The 19,684-nt window shown below is 70.8% G+C and carries 19 protein-coding genes; 5 read left to right on the top strand and 14 right to left on the bottom strand.

Going from position 1 to position 19,684, the window contains the following annotated elements; all coding sequences use genetic code 11:
• Window positions 1-224: 224 nt before the first annotated feature.
• From deoC to AOM06_RS02225, 10 genes are all read right to left on the bottom strand, one after another.
• Entirely contained in the window at window positions 225-896 is a 672-nt protein-coding gene (gene deoC, locus AOM06_RS02270; protein ID WP_062302074.1) for a deoxyribose-phosphate aldolase, read from the bottom strand.
• An 80-nt stretch (window positions 897-976) separates the two neighbouring features.
• Window positions 977-2,047, bottom strand: coding sequence for an adenosine deaminase (locus AOM06_RS02265; RefSeq protein ID WP_062302071.1), 1,071 nt, complete (start codon window positions 2,045-2,047; stop codon window positions 977-979).
• A gap of 49 nt (window positions 2,048-2,096) precedes the next feature.
• A complete protein-coding gene (locus AOM06_RS02260; RefSeq protein ID WP_062302068.1) occupies window positions 2,097-3,071 on the bottom strand; it encodes a hypothetical protein in 975 nt (324 codons plus the stop codon).
• Entirely contained in the window at window positions 3,071-4,384 is a 1,314-nt protein-coding gene (locus tag AOM06_RS02255; RefSeq protein WP_062302065.1) for a thymidine phosphorylase, read from the bottom strand. Before AOM06_RS02255 ends, AOM06_RS02260 begins: the two co-directional genes overlap by 1 nt.
• Window positions 4,385-4,780, bottom strand: coding sequence for a cytidine deaminase (locus AOM06_RS02250; protein WP_062302062.1), 396 nt, complete (start codon window positions 4,778-4,780; stop codon window positions 4,385-4,387). It abuts the gene before it with no gap.
• A 4-nt stretch (window positions 4,781-4,784) separates the two neighbouring features.
• Entirely contained in the window at window positions 4,785-6,074 is a 1,290-nt protein-coding gene (locus AOM06_RS02245) for an ABC transporter permease (RefSeq protein ID WP_062302058.1), read from the bottom strand.
• Window positions 6,071-7,297: an ABC transporter permease gene (locus AOM06_RS02240; protein ID WP_062302055.1), complete on the bottom strand. Its 1,227-nt coding sequence runs from the start codon at window positions 7,295-7,297 to the stop codon at window positions 6,071-6,073. Before AOM06_RS02240 ends, AOM06_RS02245 begins: the two co-directional genes overlap by 4 nt.
• A complete protein-coding gene (locus AOM06_RS02235; protein ID WP_062302052.1) occupies window positions 7,294-8,808 on the bottom strand; it encodes an ABC transporter ATP-binding protein in 1,515 nt (504 codons plus the stop codon). The genes AOM06_RS02240 and AOM06_RS02235 overlap by 4 nt, the downstream gene beginning before the upstream one ends.
• Before the next feature lie 107 nt (window positions 8,809-8,915).
• Entirely contained in the window at window positions 8,916-10,019 is a 1,104-nt protein-coding gene (locus AOM06_RS02230) for a BMP family lipoprotein (protein WP_062302049.1), read from the bottom strand.
• 123 nt (window positions 10,020-10,142) lie between these two features.
• Window positions 10,143-11,231, bottom strand: coding sequence for a mannose-1-phosphate guanylyltransferase (locus AOM06_RS02225; RefSeq protein WP_062302045.1), 1,089 nt, complete (start codon window positions 11,229-11,231; stop codon window positions 10,143-10,145).
• Between the two features lie 89 nt (window positions 11,232-11,320).
• Here AOM06_RS02225 and sdhC point away from each other — a divergent pair, with 89 nt between their 5' ends.
• The 5 genes from sdhC to AOM06_RS02200 all read left to right on the top strand — a co-directional run bounded on the left by sdhC (window position 11,321) and on the right by AOM06_RS02200 (window position 15,596).
• The gene (sdhC, locus tag AOM06_RS02220) at window positions 11,321-11,656 is read left to right on the top strand and encodes a succinate dehydrogenase, cytochrome b556 subunit (protein WP_062302042.1); all 336 of its coding nucleotides are present in this window, start codon (window positions 11,321-11,323) and stop codon (window positions 11,654-11,656) included.
• Window positions 11,656-12,126: a succinate dehydrogenase hydrophobic membrane anchor subunit gene (locus AOM06_RS02215; protein WP_062302039.1), complete on the top strand. Its 471-nt coding sequence runs from the start codon at window positions 11,656-11,658 to the stop codon at window positions 12,124-12,126. Before sdhC ends, AOM06_RS02215 begins: the two co-directional genes overlap by 1 nt.
• Window positions 12,123-13,892, top strand: a complete 1,770-nt coding sequence (gene sdhA / locus AOM06_RS02210; RefSeq protein WP_062302037.1) for a succinate dehydrogenase flavoprotein subunit — start codon at window positions 12,123-12,125, stop codon at window positions 13,890-13,892. Before AOM06_RS02215 ends, sdhA begins: the two co-directional genes overlap by 4 nt.
• Window positions 13,892-14,656 (top strand): succinate dehydrogenase iron-sulfur subunit, encoded by a 765-nt coding sequence (locus AOM06_RS02205; protein WP_062302036.1) that lies wholly within the window; start codon window positions 13,892-13,894, stop codon window positions 14,654-14,656. The genes sdhA and AOM06_RS02205 overlap by 1 nt, the downstream gene beginning before the upstream one ends.
• Before the next feature lie 157 nt (window positions 14,657-14,813).
• The gene (locus tag AOM06_RS02200) at window positions 14,814-15,596 is read left to right on the top strand and encodes a class I SAM-dependent methyltransferase (RefSeq protein ID WP_228372817.1); all 783 of its coding nucleotides are present in this window, start codon (window positions 14,814-14,816) and stop codon (window positions 15,594-15,596) included.
• Between the two features lie 96 nt (window positions 15,597-15,692).
• Here AOM06_RS02200 and AOM06_RS02195 read toward each other — a convergent pair whose 3' ends face one another.
• The 4 genes from AOM06_RS02195 to AOM06_RS02180 all read right to left on the bottom strand — a co-directional run bounded on the left by AOM06_RS02195 (window position 15,693) and on the right by AOM06_RS02180 (window position 19,673).
• Window positions 15,693-16,715 carry a YihY/virulence factor BrkB family protein gene (locus AOM06_RS02195; protein ID WP_062302035.1) on the bottom strand — a complete coding sequence of 341 codons (1,023 nt, stop codon included), beginning with the start codon at window positions 16,713-16,715 and terminating at the stop codon, window positions 15,693-15,695.
• A 16-nt stretch (window positions 16,716-16,731) separates the two neighbouring features.
• The gene (gene trpS, locus AOM06_RS02190) at window positions 16,732-17,739 is read right to left on the bottom strand and encodes a tryptophan--tRNA ligase (RefSeq protein ID WP_082105237.1); all 1,008 of its coding nucleotides are present in this window, start codon (window positions 17,737-17,739) and stop codon (window positions 16,732-16,734) included.
• An 88-nt stretch (window positions 17,740-17,827) separates the two neighbouring features.
• Window positions 17,828-18,154, bottom strand: coding sequence for a twin-arginine translocase TatA/TatE family subunit (locus AOM06_RS02185; protein WP_062302030.1), 327 nt, complete (start codon window positions 18,152-18,154; stop codon window positions 17,828-17,830).
• 4 nt (window positions 18,155-18,158) lie between these two features.
• Window positions 18,159-19,673 carry a S1C family serine protease gene (locus AOM06_RS02180; RefSeq protein WP_062302027.1) on the bottom strand — a complete coding sequence of 505 codons (1,515 nt, stop codon included), beginning with the start codon at window positions 19,671-19,673 and terminating at the stop codon, window positions 18,159-18,161.
• Window positions 19,674-19,684 lie beyond the last annotated feature (11 nt).

The raw sequence follows: 19,684 nt of genomic DNA, 5'->3' as shown, positions 1-19,684 counted from the left end.
CCCACCCCCACCCCCGCGGAAGTGGTAGGTCCTTGTCGGTTTCGGCAACTTGCCGTATCGCAGTGGTGGCTGAGTGTCGCATCGCACGCAGACGGGGCGCCGCCGGCCCGGCTGGTCGGCCAGCCGGCTGAGCGACAACAGTCGACCGCTGCGGAGCAGCGATCTGCTGAACCCGACACCCACCTACCACTTCGGGAGGGCGGGGGGCGGGGGGGGAGTGCCGCTCAGTACGAGCCGGTCGCCTCGCCGCCGTCGAGCACGGCCGCCGTCCCCGACAGCCCGAGCCTGGTGGCCCCGGCCTCGATCATCGCGACCGCGTCGTCCCACGTGCGGATGCCGCCCGAGGCCTTGATCCCGAGGCGTCCTCCCACGGTCTTCGCCATGAGCGCGACGGCGTGCACCGAGGCGCCGCCCGCGGGATGGAAGCCGGTCGACGTCTTCACGAAGTCCGCACCCGCGGCCTCGGACGCGAGGCACGCGCCGACGATCGCCTCGTCGGTCAGCGCCGCGGACTCGATGATCACCTTGAGGATCTTGCCCTCGGGGACCGCGGCACGCACGGCCGCGATGTCGTCCTCGACCGCGGCGAAGTCGCCCGCGAGCGCGGCGGCGACGTCGATCACCATGTCGACCTCGTCGGCGCCCTGCTCGATGCTGAGAGCCGCCTCGGCCGCCTTGACGGCCGAGTGGTGCTTGCCCGAAGGGAAGCCGCACACCGTGGCGACGGCCAGCCCGTCCGGGGTCGACACCGGGAGCATCGACGGCGAGACGCACACGGAGAACACCCCGAGCGAGGCCCCCTCCGCGATGAGCGCCTCGACGTCCGCCGGAGAGGACTCGGGCTTGAGAAGCGTGTGGTCGACGTACTGGGCCAGCTCGGCGCGGGTGAGAGTCATGGCACCAGCCTAGGCCGCGCGCGGGTTTGCGACCCGTCCGAGGGCGTACGAGCGTCGAGCACAGCGTCCGACGCGCCGCGTCACAGCTCGATGCCGTAGCCCTCGATCACGAGCTCCGCCAGGTCCGCCTTCTCGTCGTACGGCAGGAACGCGCCCCAGGCGGCGGCGAGCGTCGCCTCGAACAGGTCCTCCTTGTCCCAGCCCGCCTCGACGAGCGCGGCGAACTCGGAGGACATGGAGACGCCCGAGACCAGGCGGTTGTCGGTGTTGACGGTGACGGCGAAGCCGAGGTTGCGCAGCTCGTGCATGGGGTGGTCCTCGATGGACGATGCGGCGGCCGTCTGCACGTTCGAGGTCGGGCACATCTCGAGCGGGATCTGCAGGTCGAGCGCGTGCTGCGCGATCACGCCCAGCACCAGCTCCTCGCCGCCGAAGCCCTCGATGTCCTCATGGATCCTGACGCCGTGGCCGATGCGGCGAGCGGACCCCAGGCCCAGCGCCTCACCGACCGAGTCCGCGCCGTCCGCCTCGCCCGCGTGGATGGTGACGGGCATGTGGTGCTCCCGCAGCAGCTGGAACGCCGCGCGGTGGCGCGACGCCGGGAATCCCAGCTCGGGGCCGGCGATGTCGAAGGCCACGCAGCAGCGACCACGGTTCGCGAGCGCGAGCTCGGCGATCTCGACCGAGCGGTCGAGGTGGCGCATCGCGTCGAGGATCGCGGCGGCGCGGATCGCGAAGCCCGCCTCGAGCGCCTCGGAGACACCCTCCTCGATACCCTCCTGAACGGCCTCGACGACCTCCTGGAGGGACAGCCCGCCGGACACGTGCTGCTCGGGTGCGTAGCGCAGCTCGGCGTAGATCACGCCGTCGGCGGCGAGGTCGAGGACCGCCTCCTTCGCCACGCGGCGAAGGTTGGGGGCCGTCTGCATCACGGCGATGGTGTGGGCGAACGCCTCGAGGTAGCGCACCAGATCGCCCGAGCCCGCGTTCTCCTTGAACAGGCTCGCGAGCTCCTCAGGGTCGGTCGACGGGAGCTCGTGGCCGATCTCCGCGGCGAGCTCGATGAGGGTCGACGGGCGCAGGCCGCCGTCGAGGTGATCGTGGAGCACGACCTTGGGCAGGGCGAGGATCTCGTCAGCGGTGAGGGTCATGCGCCCAGGCTAGCCGTGGCGTGCCCGCAGCGGCATGACGAGCGGGCGCTCACGCGCGACGCGGCACCGGCAGCACCACCCACGACGCGCGCGACCAGTTCCCGAGCGCCGCCTGCCTGCCGGCGCCGGGACGCATGTCCGCGTCGGCGAGCGGCAGGATGCGCGCGGTGCCCGGCTCGTAGATCAGGAAGCCGTCGCCCGTGTCGCCGACGAGCAGGACCACATGCCGCGGGATCACGGAGTCGAGGCCCAACGACGAGTCGCCGGAGGCGTACAACGGCACCGGGATGCCGTCGGCGAGCGCACGGCGCGCGTGGGCGAGCACCGGCGCGAGCGCCTCCGGGGACGAGTCGTCGACGATCGCTCCGCGGAAGCGGAGCCCGGCGAAGCGCGTGTTGTCGTCCACCTTCCACGGCGGGGTGCCCAGCGACCGCGGCCACGCGACGGGACCGATCGCGGACGTCGTGGTCTGTGCGTGGAGGGCCCGCTGCAGCGCATGCCAGCGCTCGTCGAGGCCCCTCACCGGGGCGTCCTCGGCCATCACGGCGAGGACCTCGGGCGGGATGTAGTCCGCGAGCGTGCGCCCGGTCACCACCCACAGGGCGACGAGCGGGTCCCCCTGCATGAGCATCGCGCCCATCGTCGCGGCGCCGCACGTGGTCTGGTCGACCTGCCGGGCCTCGACATGGACCCAGCGCAGATAGCTCTGCGGCCGCATCACGGGGTTCGCGACGGCCTCGCGCGCCTCCGGGTCGAGCGTCTCCCACGCGGCCGCGAGCGCCGCGACCGCCGACACGGGCGCCCCGGACGCGACCGCGCGGAACAGGACGGGCGCATCGTCCCCCATCTGGTCCCGCGCGACGCCCAGCGCCTTCGCGTCGGCCGCGGACGCGCGGTCCACCGCGCGCTGGAAGGCGCGCGCGAACAGCGGTTCGCTCGTCACCGGCTCCTCCGCGGGGCGTCGCTCCGACACCCCGACGAGGCCCGCGATGCGGGCCACGGCGGAGGTGAGCGTCCAGGGCATCAGACGGTCTTCGCTCCCACCGAGTCGAGGATGATCTGTCGTGAGACCGAGCCGCCGGGCGTGATGTCGAGCGTCCCGGCGCCGCCGCAGGCCTCGGCCAGCGCCGCGATGCCGCGCGGCATGCGGTCCTCGGTCTCGGTGTGCAGCGTCATGATGACGTCGCCCGCCTTGACCTCGTCACCCACGACCTTGTGCAGGTACACGCCCGAGGAGACCTGGACCGGGTCCTCCTTGCGCGCGCGGCCGGCGCCCAGGCGCCACGCCGCGACGCCCACGCCGAGCGCGTCCATGCGCGTGATGACCCCGTCGCGGTCCGCGCGGACCTCCTCGACGTGCGGCGCGTCCGGCATGACCGCGTCCACGTCGCCGCCCTGCGCGGCGATCATGCGCCGCCACGAGTCCATGGCACGGCCGTCGCGCAGCGCCTCCGCGGGGTCGACATCGGTGATCCCCGCGCCGGCGAGCATCTCGCGCGCGAGGGCGACCGTGAGCTCGACCACATCGGACGGCCCGCCGCCGGAGAGCACCTCGAGCGACTCCGTCACCTCGAGGCCGTTACCGATGCCGCGGCCCAGCGGGGTCGACATGTCGGTGAGCAGCGCGGACGTCACGACGCCCGCGTCGGTGCCCAGGTCGACCATCGTCCGCGCGAGCTCGCGCGCCTGGTCGATGTCCTTCATGAACGCGCCGGTGCCGACCTTGACGTCGAGCACCAGCACCCCGGTGCCCTCCGCGATCTTCTTCGACATGATGGACGATGCGATGAGCGGGATCGCCTCGACCGTCCCGGTGACGTCGCGCAGGGCGTAGAGCTTCTTGTCGGCGGGCGCGAGGCCCGAGCCGGCCGCGCAGATGACCGCGCCCACGTCCTCGAGCTGGCGCAGCATCTCCTCGTTGGAGACGTCGGCGCGCCACCCCGGGATGGACTCGAGCTTGTCGAGCGTGCCGCCCGTGTGGCCCAGCCCGCGCCCGGACAGCTGCGGCACCGCGACGCCGCACGCGGCGACCAGCGGCGCGAGCGGGAGCGTGATCTTGTCGCCCACGCCACCGGTCGAGTGCTTGTCGGCCGTGGGACGCGACAGGCCCGAGAAGTCGAGCCGCTCGCCGGTCGCGATCATCGCCGCGGTCCAGCGCGCGATCTCCGCGCGCGACATGCCGCGCTGGAGGATCGCCATCGCGAGCGAGCTCATCTGCTCGTCGGCGACCACGCCGCGCGTGTAGGCGTCGACCACCCAGTCGATCTGGTCGTCGGACAGGGTGCCGCCGTCCCGCTTGACGCGGATGACGTCGACGGCGTCGTGGCGCTCGGCCATTCAGCCCTCCTCGAGGTGCTGGGGCCCGAAGGCCCACGGAAGAAGATCGTCCAGGGTCAGGGTGCGGTCGGGGCCGTCGATGAGCAGCCCCGGTCCCCCGAACTCGTACAGCAGCTGGCGGCACCGGCCGCACGGCTGCAGCGGCGCACCCGCCGCGTCGACGCACGCGAACGCCACCAGGCGGCTCCCGAGCCCGTCGGTGTGGAGCTTCGACACCAGCGCGCACTCGGCGCACAGGGTCAGGCCGTAGCTCGCGTTCTCGACGTTCGCGCCGGTGACCACCTCACCGGTGTCGGTCAGGGCCGCGGCGCCCACGCGGTACTTGGAGTACGGCACGTACGCCCGCTCGCTCGCCTGCCTGGCACGCGCGCGGAGCATCTCCCAGTCGACGTCCATGGTCCTACTTCTTGTACGGGATGCCCTCGGCGGCCGGCGGACGTGCGTGCCCGACCAGGCCGGCGACGGCGAAGATGGTCGCGATGTAGGGGAACATCGCCAGGAACTGCGACGGGATGGGCGAGCCGATCGCGCCGAGCTGCGCGCGCAGCGCGTCCGCGAAGCCGAACAGGAGCGCCGCGGCCAGCGCGCCGCGGGGGCTCCAGCGACCCAGGATCATCGCGGCGAGGGCGATATAGCCCTTGCCCGACGTCATCTCCTTGCCGAACGCCAGCCCCGACGCGACCGTGAAGAACGCGCCGCCCAGGCCGGCGATCGCGCCGCCCAGCACGGTGTTCCGCACACGCGTGCGGTTGACGTTGATGCCGACGGTGTCGGCCGCCTTGGGGTGCTCGCCGACGGCGCGGACGCGCAGTCCCCAGCGCGACTTGAACAGCATCACCTGCAGCACCGCGACGGTCACGTACAGGATGTAGACCAGCAGGTTCTGGTTGAACAGCACCGGGCCGAGGATGGGGATGGAGGACAGCAGCGGGATGGGCAGCTTCGCCATGCCGAGCGCCTGGTTGAGGTCGCCGTTCTCCGTCATCACCGTCGAGAAGAAGAAGCTGGTGAGGCCCACGACCAGCATGTTGAGCACCACGCCCACGACGATCTGGTTGACCCAGTACTTGGTCGCGAAGATCGCGAGCAGCAGACCCACGAGCGCGCCCGCGACGGGCGCGGCGATGAGGCCCACATAGGCGTTGCCGACCATCGACGCCACGAGCGCCGCGAGGAACGCGCCGGCAAGCAGCTGTCCCTCGATCGCGATGTTGATGATGCCGGAGCGCTCGCACAGGGTGCCCGCGAGGGCGCCGAAGACGAGCGGCACCGCGAGGAACAGCGACGACGTCAGCAGCCCCGTGATCTGGATGCTGGTCGCGTCGCGACCGGCGCCGGCCCACGTGAGCAGCGCGCCCATGATCGCCATGCCGTAGACCACGGGCAGCCAGATCCCCACCTTGCGGTGCTGGTTCGCGCGGTACGCGGCCCAACCGGCCAGCCCGAGACCCACGAGCGACAGCAGGACCGCCGCGAGGCGCGAGGGCGCGGTGTAGGCGGGCAGGTGGACGAAGTCGGTGCCGCGCGCCACGACGAAGGTGGTCGACGCGCCCGAGGGAGTGCCGATCCCGAAGATCACCAGCGAGAGGAGCGCGATCACGCCCAGCGCGATCGACGGCCCGAACTTCTTGGGCGGGATCACGGTGCTCGGGGCCGGTGCGGCGGGGGCGTCGGCGACGGTCGCGGTCATGCCGCCACCTCCTTCTCGTGAGCGGGAGCGGGCAGTCGGAACATGGCGCGCACCAGCGGGGGCGCGGCGATGAACAGCACGATGAGCGCCTGGATGACGACCACGATGTCCACCGGCAGGCCCGCGTTGACCTGGAGCGACGGGCCGGAGGCCTGGAGGCCGCCGAACAGGATCGCGGCGAGCACGATGCCGAGCGGTCGCGAGCGGCCGAGCAGCGCGACCGTGATGGCGTCGAAGCCGAGCGACCCGGCGACGGAGTCGGTGAGGAACTTCTGGGTGCCGAGCACCGGCGCGGAGCCGGCAAGGCCGGCGAGCGCGCCCGCGATCACCATCGTGATGATGGTCGCGGCGCCGATGCTCATGCCCGCGGTGCGCGCGGCGCTGGGGTTCGCGCCCACGGCGCGCAGGCGGAAGCCGAGCGTCGAGCGCTCCATGAGCCACCACACGCCCACGGCGCACAGCAGCGCGACCACGAACCCGAGGTGGAGGTTGAACTGCACGCCCAGGATCTTCGGGTACTGCGCGGTCTCGGCGACGACGGGCGAGATCGGGTTGTCGCTGCCCTCACGCTGGAAGGCCTCGAGCGACAGGAGCCACGCGACCAGGTAGAGCGCGACGTAGTTGAGCATGATCGTCACGATCACCTCGTGCGCGCCGCGCTTGGCCTTGAGCACGCCGGGGATGAAGCCCCACAGCGCGCCGCCGAGCGCGCAGCCGAGCACCGCGAGCAGCAGGTGGAGGCCCGCCGGGAGGTCCCACGCGAATCCGATGTACGCGCCGACCGTCGCGCCCATGAGGAGCTGGCCCTGCGCACCGATGTTGAACAGCCCCGCGCGGAAGCCGAGCCCGAGGCCCAGGCCCGCGAAGATCAGCGGCGTCGCCATGGTGAGCGTCTGGGTGAACGGCTTGATGGTGGCCGCGAAGGACTCGGCCTGGAGGTTGAGCACCGCGCCGTTGAACATCGCGGAGTACGCCGAGCCGAGCGCGTCGCCGATCGCGGAGAACGTGTCCGACGGCCGCGAGAAGAAGTACACCGCGGACTCGCGCACCGCCTCGTCCGCGAAGATGATGAGCAGGCCGCCGATGAGCATCGACGCCACGATCGCCATGAAGACGACCATGCTCGAGCTCTCGGCGATCTCCCTCAGGACCTGCCGCGAGCGGCTCTCCTGGGGCGCCTCCTCCTCCGGTGCCGCCTCGGTGGTCTGGCCCTGCTCGCTCACGCGACCTCCTCCTGGTGCGCGCCGGCCATCATGAGGCCCAGCGTGTCGCGGTCGGTCTCGGGCGGCACGATGCCGACGATCCTCCCGTGGTACATGACGGCGATCCTGTCGGCGAGCGCGACGACCTCGTCGAGCTCGGCGCTCACGATGATGACCGCCGCGCCGGCGTCGCGCTCGGCGACGATGCGCTTGTGGACGAACTCGATCGAGCCCACGTCGAGGCCTCGCGTCGGGTTCGAGGCGATGAGCAGCTTGAGCGGACGGGAGAGCTCGCGCGCGAGCACCACCTTCTGCTGGTTGCCGCCCGAGAGCGAACCCGCGGTCTGCTCGATCGAGGTGGCGCGCACGTCGAACTGCTCCACGTGCTTGCGGGCCTCGTCGGCGATCACCTTGGGCTGGAGCGCGAGCCCCTTCGCGTACGGCTGCTTGTCGTGCACGTCGAGGATCAGGTTGTTCGCGATCGTCATGGTGGCGACGATGCCGTCCTCGGTGCGGTCCTCGGGGACGAAGCCGATGCCGCTGTGCAGCACCTCCTTGATGGACTTCCCCGTGATGACGTCACCGTCGAGCACCGCCTGCCCGGCATCGGCCGTGACCACGCCGATCAGCGCCTCGGCGAGCTCGGTCTGGCCGTTGCCCTGGACGCCCGCGATCGCGAGGATCTCCCCGGCCTTGACCTCGAACGAGACGCCGTCGAGCTGGACCACCTCGGCCTCGTCGACCACCGTGAGGCCCTCGACCGTGAGCATCGTCTCGCCGGGCTGCGCCGGCGCCTTGTCGACGCGCATGGACACCGCGCGCCCCACCATGAGCGAGGCGAGCTCCTCCTGCGACGCGGTGGGCTCGGCGCTGCCGACCACCTTGCCGCGGCGGATCACGGTGATGGTGTCCGCGACGGCCTGGACCTCGCGGAGCTTGTGGGTGATGAGCACCACCGAGGTGCCCGCGTCGCTGAGGTCCTTGACGATGCCCAGGAGCTCGTCGGTCTCCTGCGGCGTGAGCACGGCGGTGGGCTCGTCGAGGATGAGGATCGACGCGTCGCGCGAGAGCGCCTTGATGATCTCGACGCGCTGCTGGGCGCCGACCGGGAGGTCCTCGACGACCGCGTCCGGGTCGACGTTGAAGTTGAAGCGGTCCGAGATCTCGCGGACCTTGGCACGGGCGGCGTCGAGGTCGAGCAGCTTCGCGGGACCGCGCACGTCCTCGTGCCCGAGCATGACGTTCTCCGCGACGGTGAACGGGTGGACCAGCATGAAGTGCTGGTGCACCATGCCGATGCCCGCCGCCATGGCGTCGCCGGGGCCGGCGAAGGCGACCGGCGCATCGTCGAGCAGCACCTCGCCCTCGTCGGCGTCGTAGAGGCCGAACAGCACGTTCATGAGCGTCGACTTGCCGGCGCCGTTCTCACCGAGCAGCGCGTGCACGGTGCCGGGCTCGACCAGCAGGTCGATGCGATCGTTCGCGGTGAAGTCTCCGAAGCGCTTGGTGATGCCGCGAAGCTCGAGTTTCACTGGGGTCCTCCCACGTCTTTGCCCGGACCTCACCGAGCCTACTAGCGGAGACAGCGAGGGGCGCGCCGCAGGTCAGCCCTGCGGCGCGCCCCCGTTGATGCGCTGTCTTAGGAGACGTCGACCGGGATCGTGCCGTCGATGATGCCGGCCTTGATCGTGTCGAGGTTCGCGAGGACCTCCTCGGGCACGGCGCCCTCGGCGAAGTCCGCGACGCCCACACCCTCGTTCTCGAGCGTGCCCAGGTACGGGGTGGCCGAGAAGCCGGAGTCGACGGTCTCGGCGATGGTGTCGAACACCGAGTTGCCGATGTTCTTCAGCACCGAGGTGAGGACGATGTCGGCGTAGTCGGTGGTGACGGTCCAGTCGGAGTCCACACCGATCAGCCACGCGTCGCCGGCCGACTGCACGGCAGCGGCGGCGCCGAGGCCCACCGGGCCCGCGACGGGCATGACCACGTCGGCGCCCTGGTTCAGGAACTCCTCAGTGACGTTCTGACCCTTCGACTGGTCGGAGAAGTCGCCGGTGAACTGGCCGTCGGCGCCGTCCCAACCGAGGACCTTGACGTCGCCGCCCATCTCCTCGTTGTAGTAGTTCGCACCCGCGAGGAAGCCATCCATGAAGATGGTGACCGACGGGATGTTCATGCCGCCGAAGGTCGACAGCGTGCCCGACGCCGAGGCGCCCGCGGCCGCGTAGCCCGCGAGGAACGAGGCCTCGTCGGTGTCGAACGTGATCGGCTTGATGTTCGGGGCGTCGGTCTCACCGTTGTAGTCGTTGTCGGCGAGGTCGTCGATGATCGCGAAGTTGACGTCCGGGTTCGCGATCGCGGCCTCGACGGTCGCGCCCGAGAGCAGGAAGCCGACGGTGATGATGAGGTCGCAGCCCGCGGCGACCTGCGCCTCGATGTTGGGCAGGAAGTCGGCCTCGGTGGTCGACTCGGCGGACGCGATCTCGATGCCGAGCTCGGACTCCGCGCGGGTCAGGCCCTCGTAGCCGGACTGGTTGAACGACTTGTCGTCGAAGCCGCCCGAGTCCGAGACCATGCAGGCCTTGAAGTCGACGGTCTCGGCGGGCGCCTCGGCGGTGGCGGTCGCGGTCGAGTCCGCGGTCGCGCCCGGCGTGGTCGTCTCTTCCTCGGGCGCCGAGGCGCACGCGGCAAGGGTCAGCGCCGACACGGCGGCAACCGCACCCACACGGATGATGTTCTTCATCAGGTGATTCCCTCTGTTCGATATCCGCCCGGCTGCCACCGGGCTGGCGTACGGGTCATCGTACGGCGGCAATGTTACGGAAAGTGAAGGCTTCATTGCGCCGCGGCTACGATTCCGCAACGTTCAGGCCTCGGAAAGGGCCCCCGCCGCATCCTTCACGCGCTGCGCGGCCGCGCGCACCGTGACCAGGATGGCCTCGTCCGACTCGACCACCACGGCATCGTCCACCCCCACCACGACGACGGGCTTGGTGCCGCCGACCACGAGCGGCGCGCTCGCGCCGACCGTCGCGACCGGGGCGTCGCGGCCGATGGCGACCGCGCCCGAGAGCTCGGCGAGCGAGTCGAAGTCGCCGACGTCGTGCCACTCGAAGGAGGCCGGCACCACGGCGACGCCGCCCGCCGCCGCGACGGGCTCCGCGATCGCATGGTCGATCGCGATCTTGGTGAGCGTGGGCCACACCCGCGCGAGCACCTCGGCGCGGTCCGGACCGTCCCATGCCCCGGCGATCTCGCGGGCGCCCGCCGCCAACGTGGGCTGCAGGCGGTCGAGGTGTCCCAGCAGGACGTCCGTGCGCATGACGAACATCCCGGCGTTCCACGCGTAGCCGCCCCGCTCGAGCATGCCGGCGGCGGTCTCCGCGTCCGGCTTCTCCGTGAACGCGACCACGTGGCGGGCGTCGCCGTCGAGGACCTCCCCCATCTCGATGTAGCCGAAGGCCGTCGAGGGCTCGGTCGGCGTGATGCCGATGACCACCACCTTGCCCGTCGCCGCGACGCGCGCGGCCTCGCGTACCGTCGCGCGGAAAGTCTCGGCATCAGGGATGACGTGGTCCGCCGCGAACGAGCCCATGACGCGCGCGCCCCAGCGCTGCTCGATGAGCGCGGCCGCGAGCGCGATGGCCGCCATCGAGTCGCGCGGGCTCGGCTCGGTCACCAGGTTCTCCGCGGGGACCTCGGGCACCTGCGCCGCGACGGCGGGCGCATGACGCTCCCCCGTGACGATGACCACGCGCTCCGACAGCGGGCTCACCCGCGCGACCGTGTCCTGGATCAGCGTGGCGCCCGTGCCGAGCAGGTCGAGCAGGAACTTGGGCCGATGCGGTTGGGACAGCGGCCACAGCCGCGAGCCCACCCCGCCCGCCGGGATCACCGTCACCAGATCGTCGACAATATTGGCCACAACTTCCCCCACCGTGTTCTCAGCCGTCATGGCGACCACACTAGGATGCGAGGCAAGCCCGGAGAAGTGCTGTGAGGAGTCCTGTGTCACCGACGACGTTGTACCGAGGCCATGAAGGCATGTGGATGTGGGTGGTCCACCGTGTCACCGGCGTGGCCATCTTCTTCTTCCTGCTCATCCACGTGCTCGACACCGCCCTGGTGCGCGTGTCGCCCGAGGCCTACAACGACGTGATCGGCAGCTACAAGACGCCGATCTACGGCCTGGTCGAGGCCGGCCTCGTCGCGGCGATCATCCTTCACGCCTTCAACGGCCTGCGGATCATCGCGGTCGACCACTCCACGTGGGCGCTGCGCCACCAGAAGCAGCTGGTGTGGGCCGTGTGGATCATCCTCGTCGTGCTCATGGCAGGCTTCCTGCCCCGCCACCTCGGCCACGTCTTCGGAGGTGCCTGATGACCGCATCGTCCCCCGAGTTCGTCCCCGGCCCCAAGATCAAGGAGCCGCGCATCCGCTCGGGACGCGTGCGTCCCGGCGCCGAGCAGTGGTCGTGGCGCTTCATGCGCATCTCCGGCCCGATCCTGGTGATCCTCATCCTCACGCACCTGTTCATCAACCTGATGACCGGCGACGGCGTGAGCCAGATCGACTTCGCGTTCGTGGCCGGCAAGTGGGCCGCGCCGCTGTGGCAGTGGTGGGACTTCCTCATGCTCGCGCTCGCGATGCTGCACGGCGGCAACGGCATGCGCCTGCTCATCAACGACTACGCGCACACGCCGTGGCTCCGGAAGCTGCTCCACGGAGCGCTCGGCGTCGCGGTGCTCGGCATCATCGTGCTGGGATCGCTGGTCATCTGGACCTTCGACCCGTGCCCCGTGGATGCCGACATGTCCCTGCTCCCCAGCTTCTGTGAGGATGTCCGATGACCCACCACGAGTACGACGTCGTCATCGTCGGCGCCGGCGGCGCCGGCATGCGTGCCGCCCTCGAGAGCTCCCAGCGCGCCCGCACGGCCGTGCTGACCAAGCTGTACCCCACCCGCTCGCACACCGGCGCGGCGCAGGGCGGCATGGCCGCCGCGCTCGCCAACGTCGAGGACGACAACGCCGAGTGGCACGTCTTCGACACCATCAAGGGCGGCGACTACCTGGTGGACCAGGACGCCGCCGAGATCCTGTGCAACGAGGCCATCGACGCGGTCCTCGACCTCGAGAAGATGGGCCTGCCCTTCAACCGCACACCCGAGGGCAAGGTGGACCAGCGCCGCTTCGGCGGTCACACCCGCAACCACGGCGAGGCCGCGGTGCGTCGCGCCTGCTACTCGGCCGACCGCACGGGTCACATGATCCTCCAGACGCTGTACCAGCAGTGCATCAAGCAGGAGGTCGAGTTCTTCAACGAGTACTACGTGCTCGACCTCATCCTCGACCAGGACCCGCAGGCCGCGGCGCCCGGCGAGGACGTCTCGGTCGCCGGCGTGGTCGCGCTCGAGCTGTCCACCGGCGAAATCCACACGTTCCGCGCGAAGTCGGTGATCTTCGCGACCGGCGGCGCGGGCAAGGTCTTCAAGACCACGTCCAACGCGCACACCCTCACGGGCGACGGCATGGGCATCGCGCTCAACGCGGGACTGCCGCTCGAGGACATGGAGTTCTTCCAGTTCCACCCGACGGGCCTCGCGGGGCTCGGCATCCTGCTGTCCGAGGCCGCGCGCGGCGAGGGCGGCATCCTGCGCAACTCGGAGGGCGAGCGCTTCATGGAGCGCTACGCCCCCACCATTAAAGACCTCGCGCCGCGCGACATGGTCGCCCGGGCCATGGCCAACGAGGTGCGCGAGGGCCGCGGCGCCGGCCCGCACAAGGACTACGTCCTCCTGGACCTCACGCACCTCGAGCCGGCGCACATCGACGAGAAGCTCCCGGATATCACGGAGTTCGCGCGCACCTACCTGGGCGTCGAGCCGTACACCGAGCCCGTGCCGGTGTACCCGACCGCGCACTACGCGATGGGCGGCATCCCCACCACGGTGCAGGGCGAGGTGCTGCGCAACAACACCGACACCGTCAAGGGCCTCTACGCCGCCGGCGAGTGCGCGTGCGTGTCCGTCCACGGCGCCAACCGCCTGGGCACCAACTCGCTGCTCGACATCAACGTGTTCGGCCGCCGCGCCGGCATCGCCGCCGCCGAGCACGCCGTCGCGACGGCGGAGGCCGCGGCCTTCCCGGACGATGCGGCGGCCCGGGTCGAGGGCATCGTCACCCGGCTCCTGGCGACCGTGGGCGGCTCCGGCACGGAGCGCGTCGCAGAGGTCCGCAAGGCGCTCCAGGAGACGATGGACCGCAACGTCCAGGTGTTCCGCGACGCCACGTCCCTCGAGGAGGCGACCCGCGTGGTCGCCGAGCTCAAGGAGCGCTACAAGGACGTCGCGATCCACGACCGCGGCCAGCGCTTCAACACCGACCTCCTCGAGGCGATCGAGCTGGGCTTCCTGCTCGAGATCGCCGAGGTGGTGGTGGCGGGCGCGCTCGCACGGCAGGAGTCGCGCGGCGGGCACTACCGCGAGGACTTCCCCACGCGCGACGATGAGAAGTTCATGCACCACACCATGGCGTACGCGACCGGCGAGGGCGTCCGGCTCGACACCAAGCCCGTGGTGGTGACCAAGTACCAGCCGATGGAGAGGAAGTACTGATGACGGCGACCGCCGAGTCCCCCGCTGTCGGCGAGGTCCAGGCCATGACGGTGACGCTGCGCATCCTGCGCTCGAAGCCCGAGGGCACGGACGAGCACAAGCCCGGCGAGCAGTACTGGCAGGAGTTCCAGGTCGAGGCGCACGCGACCGACCGCGTGCTCGACGCGCTCCACAAGATCAAGTGGGAGCAGGACGGCTCGCTCGCGTTCCGCCGCTCGTGCGCGCACGGCGTCTGCGGCTCGGACGCGATGCGCATCAACGCGCGCAACCGGCTCGCGTGCAAGACGCTGCTCAAGGACCTCAACCCGGCCAAGCCGATCATCGTCGAGCCCATCAAGGGCCTGCCGGTGGAGAAGGACCTCATCGTGGACATGGAGCCGTTCTTCGCCTCCTACCGCGAGATCATGCCGTTCCTCATGACCACGGGCAGCGCGCCCGCGCGCGAGCGCCGCCAGTCGCCCGAGGAGCGCCAGCGCTTCGACGACACGACCAAGTGCATCATGTGCGCCGCGTGCACCACGTCGTGCCCGGTGTTCTGGACCGACGGCCAGTACTTCGGCCCGCAGGCGATCGTGGGCGCGCACCGTTTCATCTTCGACTCGCGCGACGAGGGCCAGTGGGACCGGCTCGAGGTCCTCAACGACAAGGCCGGCGTGTGGAAGTGCCGCACCGCGTTCAACTGCACCGAGGCCTGCCCCCGCGGCATCGAGGTCACCAAGGCGATCTCGGAGGTCAAGCACGCGCTCACCACGGGCGAGATCTAACCCGCTGCGGCTCCGCCACACCGCACGCGGGCGCCGCTGGTGATCCGCAGCCCCGGACGTGCGACTCGCCGACGACACGCCGGACCGCGTGTGGCGGAGCCGCGAAACCGTGTGGCGGAGCCGCGCGGATCGCGGGGGCCCGGCCTAAAGTCGAACGGTGGACACCTGGGACGCGGGTGAGCTCTACGAGCGGTACATGGGCCGCTGGAGCCGTCGGCTCGCGCCCACGTTCCTGGCCTGGCTCGAGGCGCCTCCCGGCGCCCGCTGGCTCGACGTCGGCTGCGGGACCGGGGCGCTCGCCGCGGCGGTGCTCGGCGCCTCCCACCCGGCGCTCGTGGTCGGCATCGACCCGTCCGAGGCCTTCGTCGCGGCAGCGCGGCATGGTGTCCCGTCCGCCACGTTCGAGGTCGGCGACGCGGAGCTGCTGCCCTACCGGGACCGCTCCTTCGACGTGTGCGTGAGCGGGATCTCGCTCAACTTCGTGCCGGATCCCGCCCGCGCTCTCGACGAGATGCGTCGGGTGACCGCGCCCGGGGGGCGGATCGCGGCCTACGTCTGGGACTACGCGCACGGGATGGAGATGCTGCGGGCGTTCTGGGATGCCGCGGTGGCCCTGGACCCTGCGGCGGCGGGGCTCGACGAGGCAAGCCGCTTCCCCCTGTGCGCGGAGGTCGCGCTCGCATCAGCGTTCCGGGACGCGGGCCTGGTCGAGGTCGAGGGCCGCACGCTGCGGATCGAGACACGGTTCGCCTCGTTCGACGAGTACTGGGCGCCGTTCCTCGGGGGCCAGGGGCCCGCGCCGTCCTACGTCGCGAGCCTTCCGCCGGCGCGTCGGGCCGATCTGGAGGCGCGCCTCCGCGCGCGCATCGTCGCAGGGGCGGGAGGCGAGATCACGATGTCCGCACGCGCGTGGGCCGCCCAGGGCCGTGTGCCCGCCTGACCTGCGAGTAGCGACAACGATTGACCACTGCGGTGCACAGACCCGCGAGAACCGACCACCATCCACCACTTCCGGTGGGGGCGGCTCGGGCGAGGCTCAGTCGTCCGGGGCGTCCGGGTTGCGCACCGTGGCGCGTGCCGTGGTCACCGGGGTCCCGTGCCGGCGCGGCCCCTCGACCACCACCGTCGGCGGCTCGACGCTGTCGGCGTGGAACTGGCCCTGATGATGCTCGGCGTCATGGGCGCCCAGCCATGCCGCGCACATGAGGATGATGCGGTTGACGTAGTCGACGAACACCATGAGGGTGATGACGGCCGCCGAGGCGCCGAGCGCCGCATTCTTGCTCGAGCCGCCCACGATGAACGACACGCCGAGCCTCAGCACCCCGATCGCGAGCGCCGCGAGCACGATCACCCACAGCACCCGCCACGACAGGCGCGCGCCGCCCAGCAGCATGAGCACCAGCGCGACGTACAGCATGTCCGCGATCACGCCAGCGGTGTACCCGATCAGGCGGATCTCCCACGCGGGCACGGTGATGCCCACGGCGTCGGCGATGGTCCTGGCGGCGCTCGACGCGACCACCTGGATCGTGACGCCCACCAGCGCGATGATGACGAGCGCGAACAGGCCGCCGACGTCGCGCACCTTCCCGAGCACCGGCGACGCCATCTCCTTGCCCAGCATGGTGCGGGTCGAGGTCCGCAGCCCCCGGATGAACTTGGTCGCGGTGTTGATCAGCACGAGGAACGAGATGACACCGACGATGCCGGCGATCGAGGTCGCCGAGCCCGAGCCGAGGTCGTCCGGCTTGATGATGCCGCTCTGGCCGTCCTCGGCGATGAGCCCGGGGACCGCGTTCGCGAGGTAGTCCACCAGCTCGGCGCGGAGCTCGTCGTTGCTCGCGAGGAAGACCGTCGCGAGCGTGGTCGCCACCACCAGGCCTGCGGTCACGGAGGCCAAGGTGAAGTATGCGATCCCGGCGGACAGCACGGGCCCGTTCTGGATCGAGAAGCGCTTGATCCCGCGCCCCCAGGACGAGTTGTCCCACCACTCCTTGTAGCCCTTGCCCCGCTCGACGACCTCGGTGGCCTTGGCCTTGACGTCCTCCGTGGTCATGGAGCTCCTCAGCAGGTCAGCGGTGCATCGGGGGCAGCAGTCCCAGTCTGTCGTAAATGCGGTCGAGCGTCGCCTGGGCGAGGGCCGACGCCTTCGCGGCACCGTCCGCGAGCACGGAGTCGAGCTTCTCCGGCGACTCGATCCAGTCCATCGCGGAGTCGTGGAACGGGGTGAGGTAGTTCACCACCACCTCGGCGAGGTCAACCTTGAGGTGGCCGTACATCTTCCCCTCGTAGTCGGCCACGAGCGAGGCGACCGACTGCCCGGTGAGAGCCGAGTAGATGGTGAGCAGGTTGGACACCCCGGCCTTGGCCTCGCGATCGAAGGCGATCACCGTGTCGGAGTCCGTGGTCGCGGACTTGATGTTCTTCGCGACCTTCTTCGGGTCGTCGAGCATCTCGATGATGCCCTTGGGGTTGCCCGTGGACTTCGACATCTTCTTCGTCGGGTCCTGCAGGTCGTAGATCTTCGCCGTCTCCTTGACGATGTGAGGCTCGGGGACCACGACGGTGCCCTCCCCCAGACGCGTGTTGAGGCGCTCGGCCAGGTTGCGCGAGAGCTCGAGGTGCTGACGCTGGTCCTCGCCCACCGGCACCACGTCCGTGTCGTACAGCAGGATGTCGGCGGCCATGAGGATCGGGTACGTGAACAGGCCCACGTTCGCGCCGGACTCGCCGGTCTTCTGCGCCTTGTCCTTGAACTGCGTCATGCGCGAGGCCTCGCCCATGCCGGTGAAGGTCGACAGCACCCACGCGAGCTCGGCGTGCTGCGGCACGTGCGACTGCACGAAGCACAGGGAACGCTCGGGGTCGACGCCCGCGGCGAGGTACTGCGCCGCCGTGCGCCGCGTGCGCGCACGCAGAAGCTCCGGGTCGGGCGCCTGCGTGAGCGCGTGCAGGTCGACCACCGAGTAGATCGCGTCGTGGGTGTCCTGGAGCTTCACCCACTCGACCAGAGCGCCCAGGTAGTTGCCGAGGTGCAGGGAGTCGGAGGTGGGCTGCATGCCCGAGAACACACGAGTCATGGGGCCATTGTTCCAAACAATGCGCGCGCTCCCGCACCGTCACCCCCGACAGCGCCCGTTGCGACTGTCCGAGCGGAGGGACGATGCGTCAGGTGGCCTCGGTGTCGAAGGGCGCCTCGCCGGGAGGGGCGTCGGGGAGACGACGAGCCGTCGCCGTCCTGGTGGACGGCGACGGCTCGTTGAGCGCCTCGCGGACGATGCGGCGGGGGTCGTACTGACGGGGGTCGAGCTGCGACCAGTCGACGTCGTCACCGACCTCGGCCTTCAGCGTCGCCTTGCCCGACTGGAACATGTCCCGGCCGCGCACGACGAGGCCGCGCAGCTGCTTCGCGTATTCCGGCATCCTCTCGGGTCCGATCACCACGATGGCGACCAGCACGAGGATGAGGAACTCCCCGCCGTTGATATCGAGCATGCGCCTATTCTGACGGCTCCGGGAAGAGACGGCCGCCAAGCCCGCCGCCATCCTGGTTCTGCTCCTGGTCCTGGTTCTGCTGCGTGTCGTCCTCGGAGCTGTCCTCGAAGGTCACCTCGGTGTTCGCCACGAGCGTCACCGAGACCTCGCGCTCGTCGTCGCCGTGCGTGACGGTGAGGCTCACCGTGTCGCCGGGCGCCTTCGCGCGGATCGCGACGATGAGCTCGTCGGAGCGGGTGATGGGACGGCCGTCGATCGCGGTGATGATGTCGCCGGGCTCGATGCCCGCCTCATCGGCGGGACCGCCGGCGACCACGCCGCCCGTCACGTCCGCCACCTTGATGCCCTCGCCGGTGTACGAGCTGTCGAGGCTCACGCCGATCATCGGGTACGTCGCCTCACCGGTCGCGATGATCTCCTCGGCGGTGCGTCGCGCCTGGTTCGACGTGATCGCGAAGCCGAGCCCCACGGACCCGGCCGTCTCCGACGACGTCCCGAGCGAGGCGATGGCCGAGTTGATGCCGATCACCTCTCCGGACGAGTTGATGAGCGGGCCGCCCGAGTTGCCGGGGTTGATCGCGGCGTCGGTCTGGATCGCGTCGATGAACGCGGTCGAGCCGGTCTCCCCCGCGGTCACGGGACGGTGCAGCGCCGAGACGATGCCGGTGGTGACGGTGGACTCGAGGCCCAGCGGCGAGCCGACGGCGATGACGTCGTCCCCCACCACGAGCTCGTCGGAGTCGCCGAGCACGAGCGGCGTGAGGCCGTCCTTGTCGATCTTCACCACCGCGAGGTCGTAGTCCGCGGTCGCGCCCACGACGGTGCCGTCGTACTCGGTGCCGTCGCTCATGACCACGGTGACCGTGTCGTTGTCCGATCCCTCGACCACGTGGTTGTTGGTGAGGAGGTAGCCGTCCTCGCGGATGACGAAGCCCGAGCCCTCCGCGGCCTCCTGGCCGTTCTGGATGTTCTCGATCGAGACCACGGACGGCATGACCGCGGAGGCGATCGCCGCGACGGTGTTCTCGTCGGTGCTCGAGATGGTCGAGCTGCTCGAGGTCGGCAGGGTCGAGCCGGTCGACGTCGATGCCGTGCCGGTCGTGGACGAGGAGTCCGCGACGAAGGAGTCGTAGGCCCAGGCCCCGCCGAAGCCCGCGCCCGCGGCGAGCACGAGCGAGCCGACGACGAGCGCGGCGATCGCCCCGCCGCCGAGGCCGCGGCGCCTCTCGGGCGCGGCGCCGGCCTCCGAGGGGGCATCCGTCGGGGGCTCGTGCGGCGGCGCGAACACCGGGTCCACCGTCGGCGGCGCAGGCGGCGCCGCCTGCGCAGGGGCGGCGACGGTCGCCGCGGGGACGTAGGCCGGCGTGAGCTCCACGGTGTCGTTGATGGCGGGCGCGTCGGGCGCGGCAGCGCGCTCCGCGTCGTGCACGCGCACGGTGGTGGCCTCGTCCTGGTTGGCAGTCGGCTCGGAGGACGAGCCGGAGTCGTCGCGCGGGGGCGCGAACGGGTTGTCGGTCATGCGGGTGTCTC

Origin of the sequence: Demequina subtropica (assembly GCF_000971235.1) — a bacterium.
Taxonomy (GTDB): domain Bacteria; phylum Actinomycetota; class Actinomycetes; order Actinomycetales; family Demequinaceae; genus Demequina; species Demequina subtropica.
This window is presented reverse-complemented; position numbering and strand designations above follow the sequence as displayed.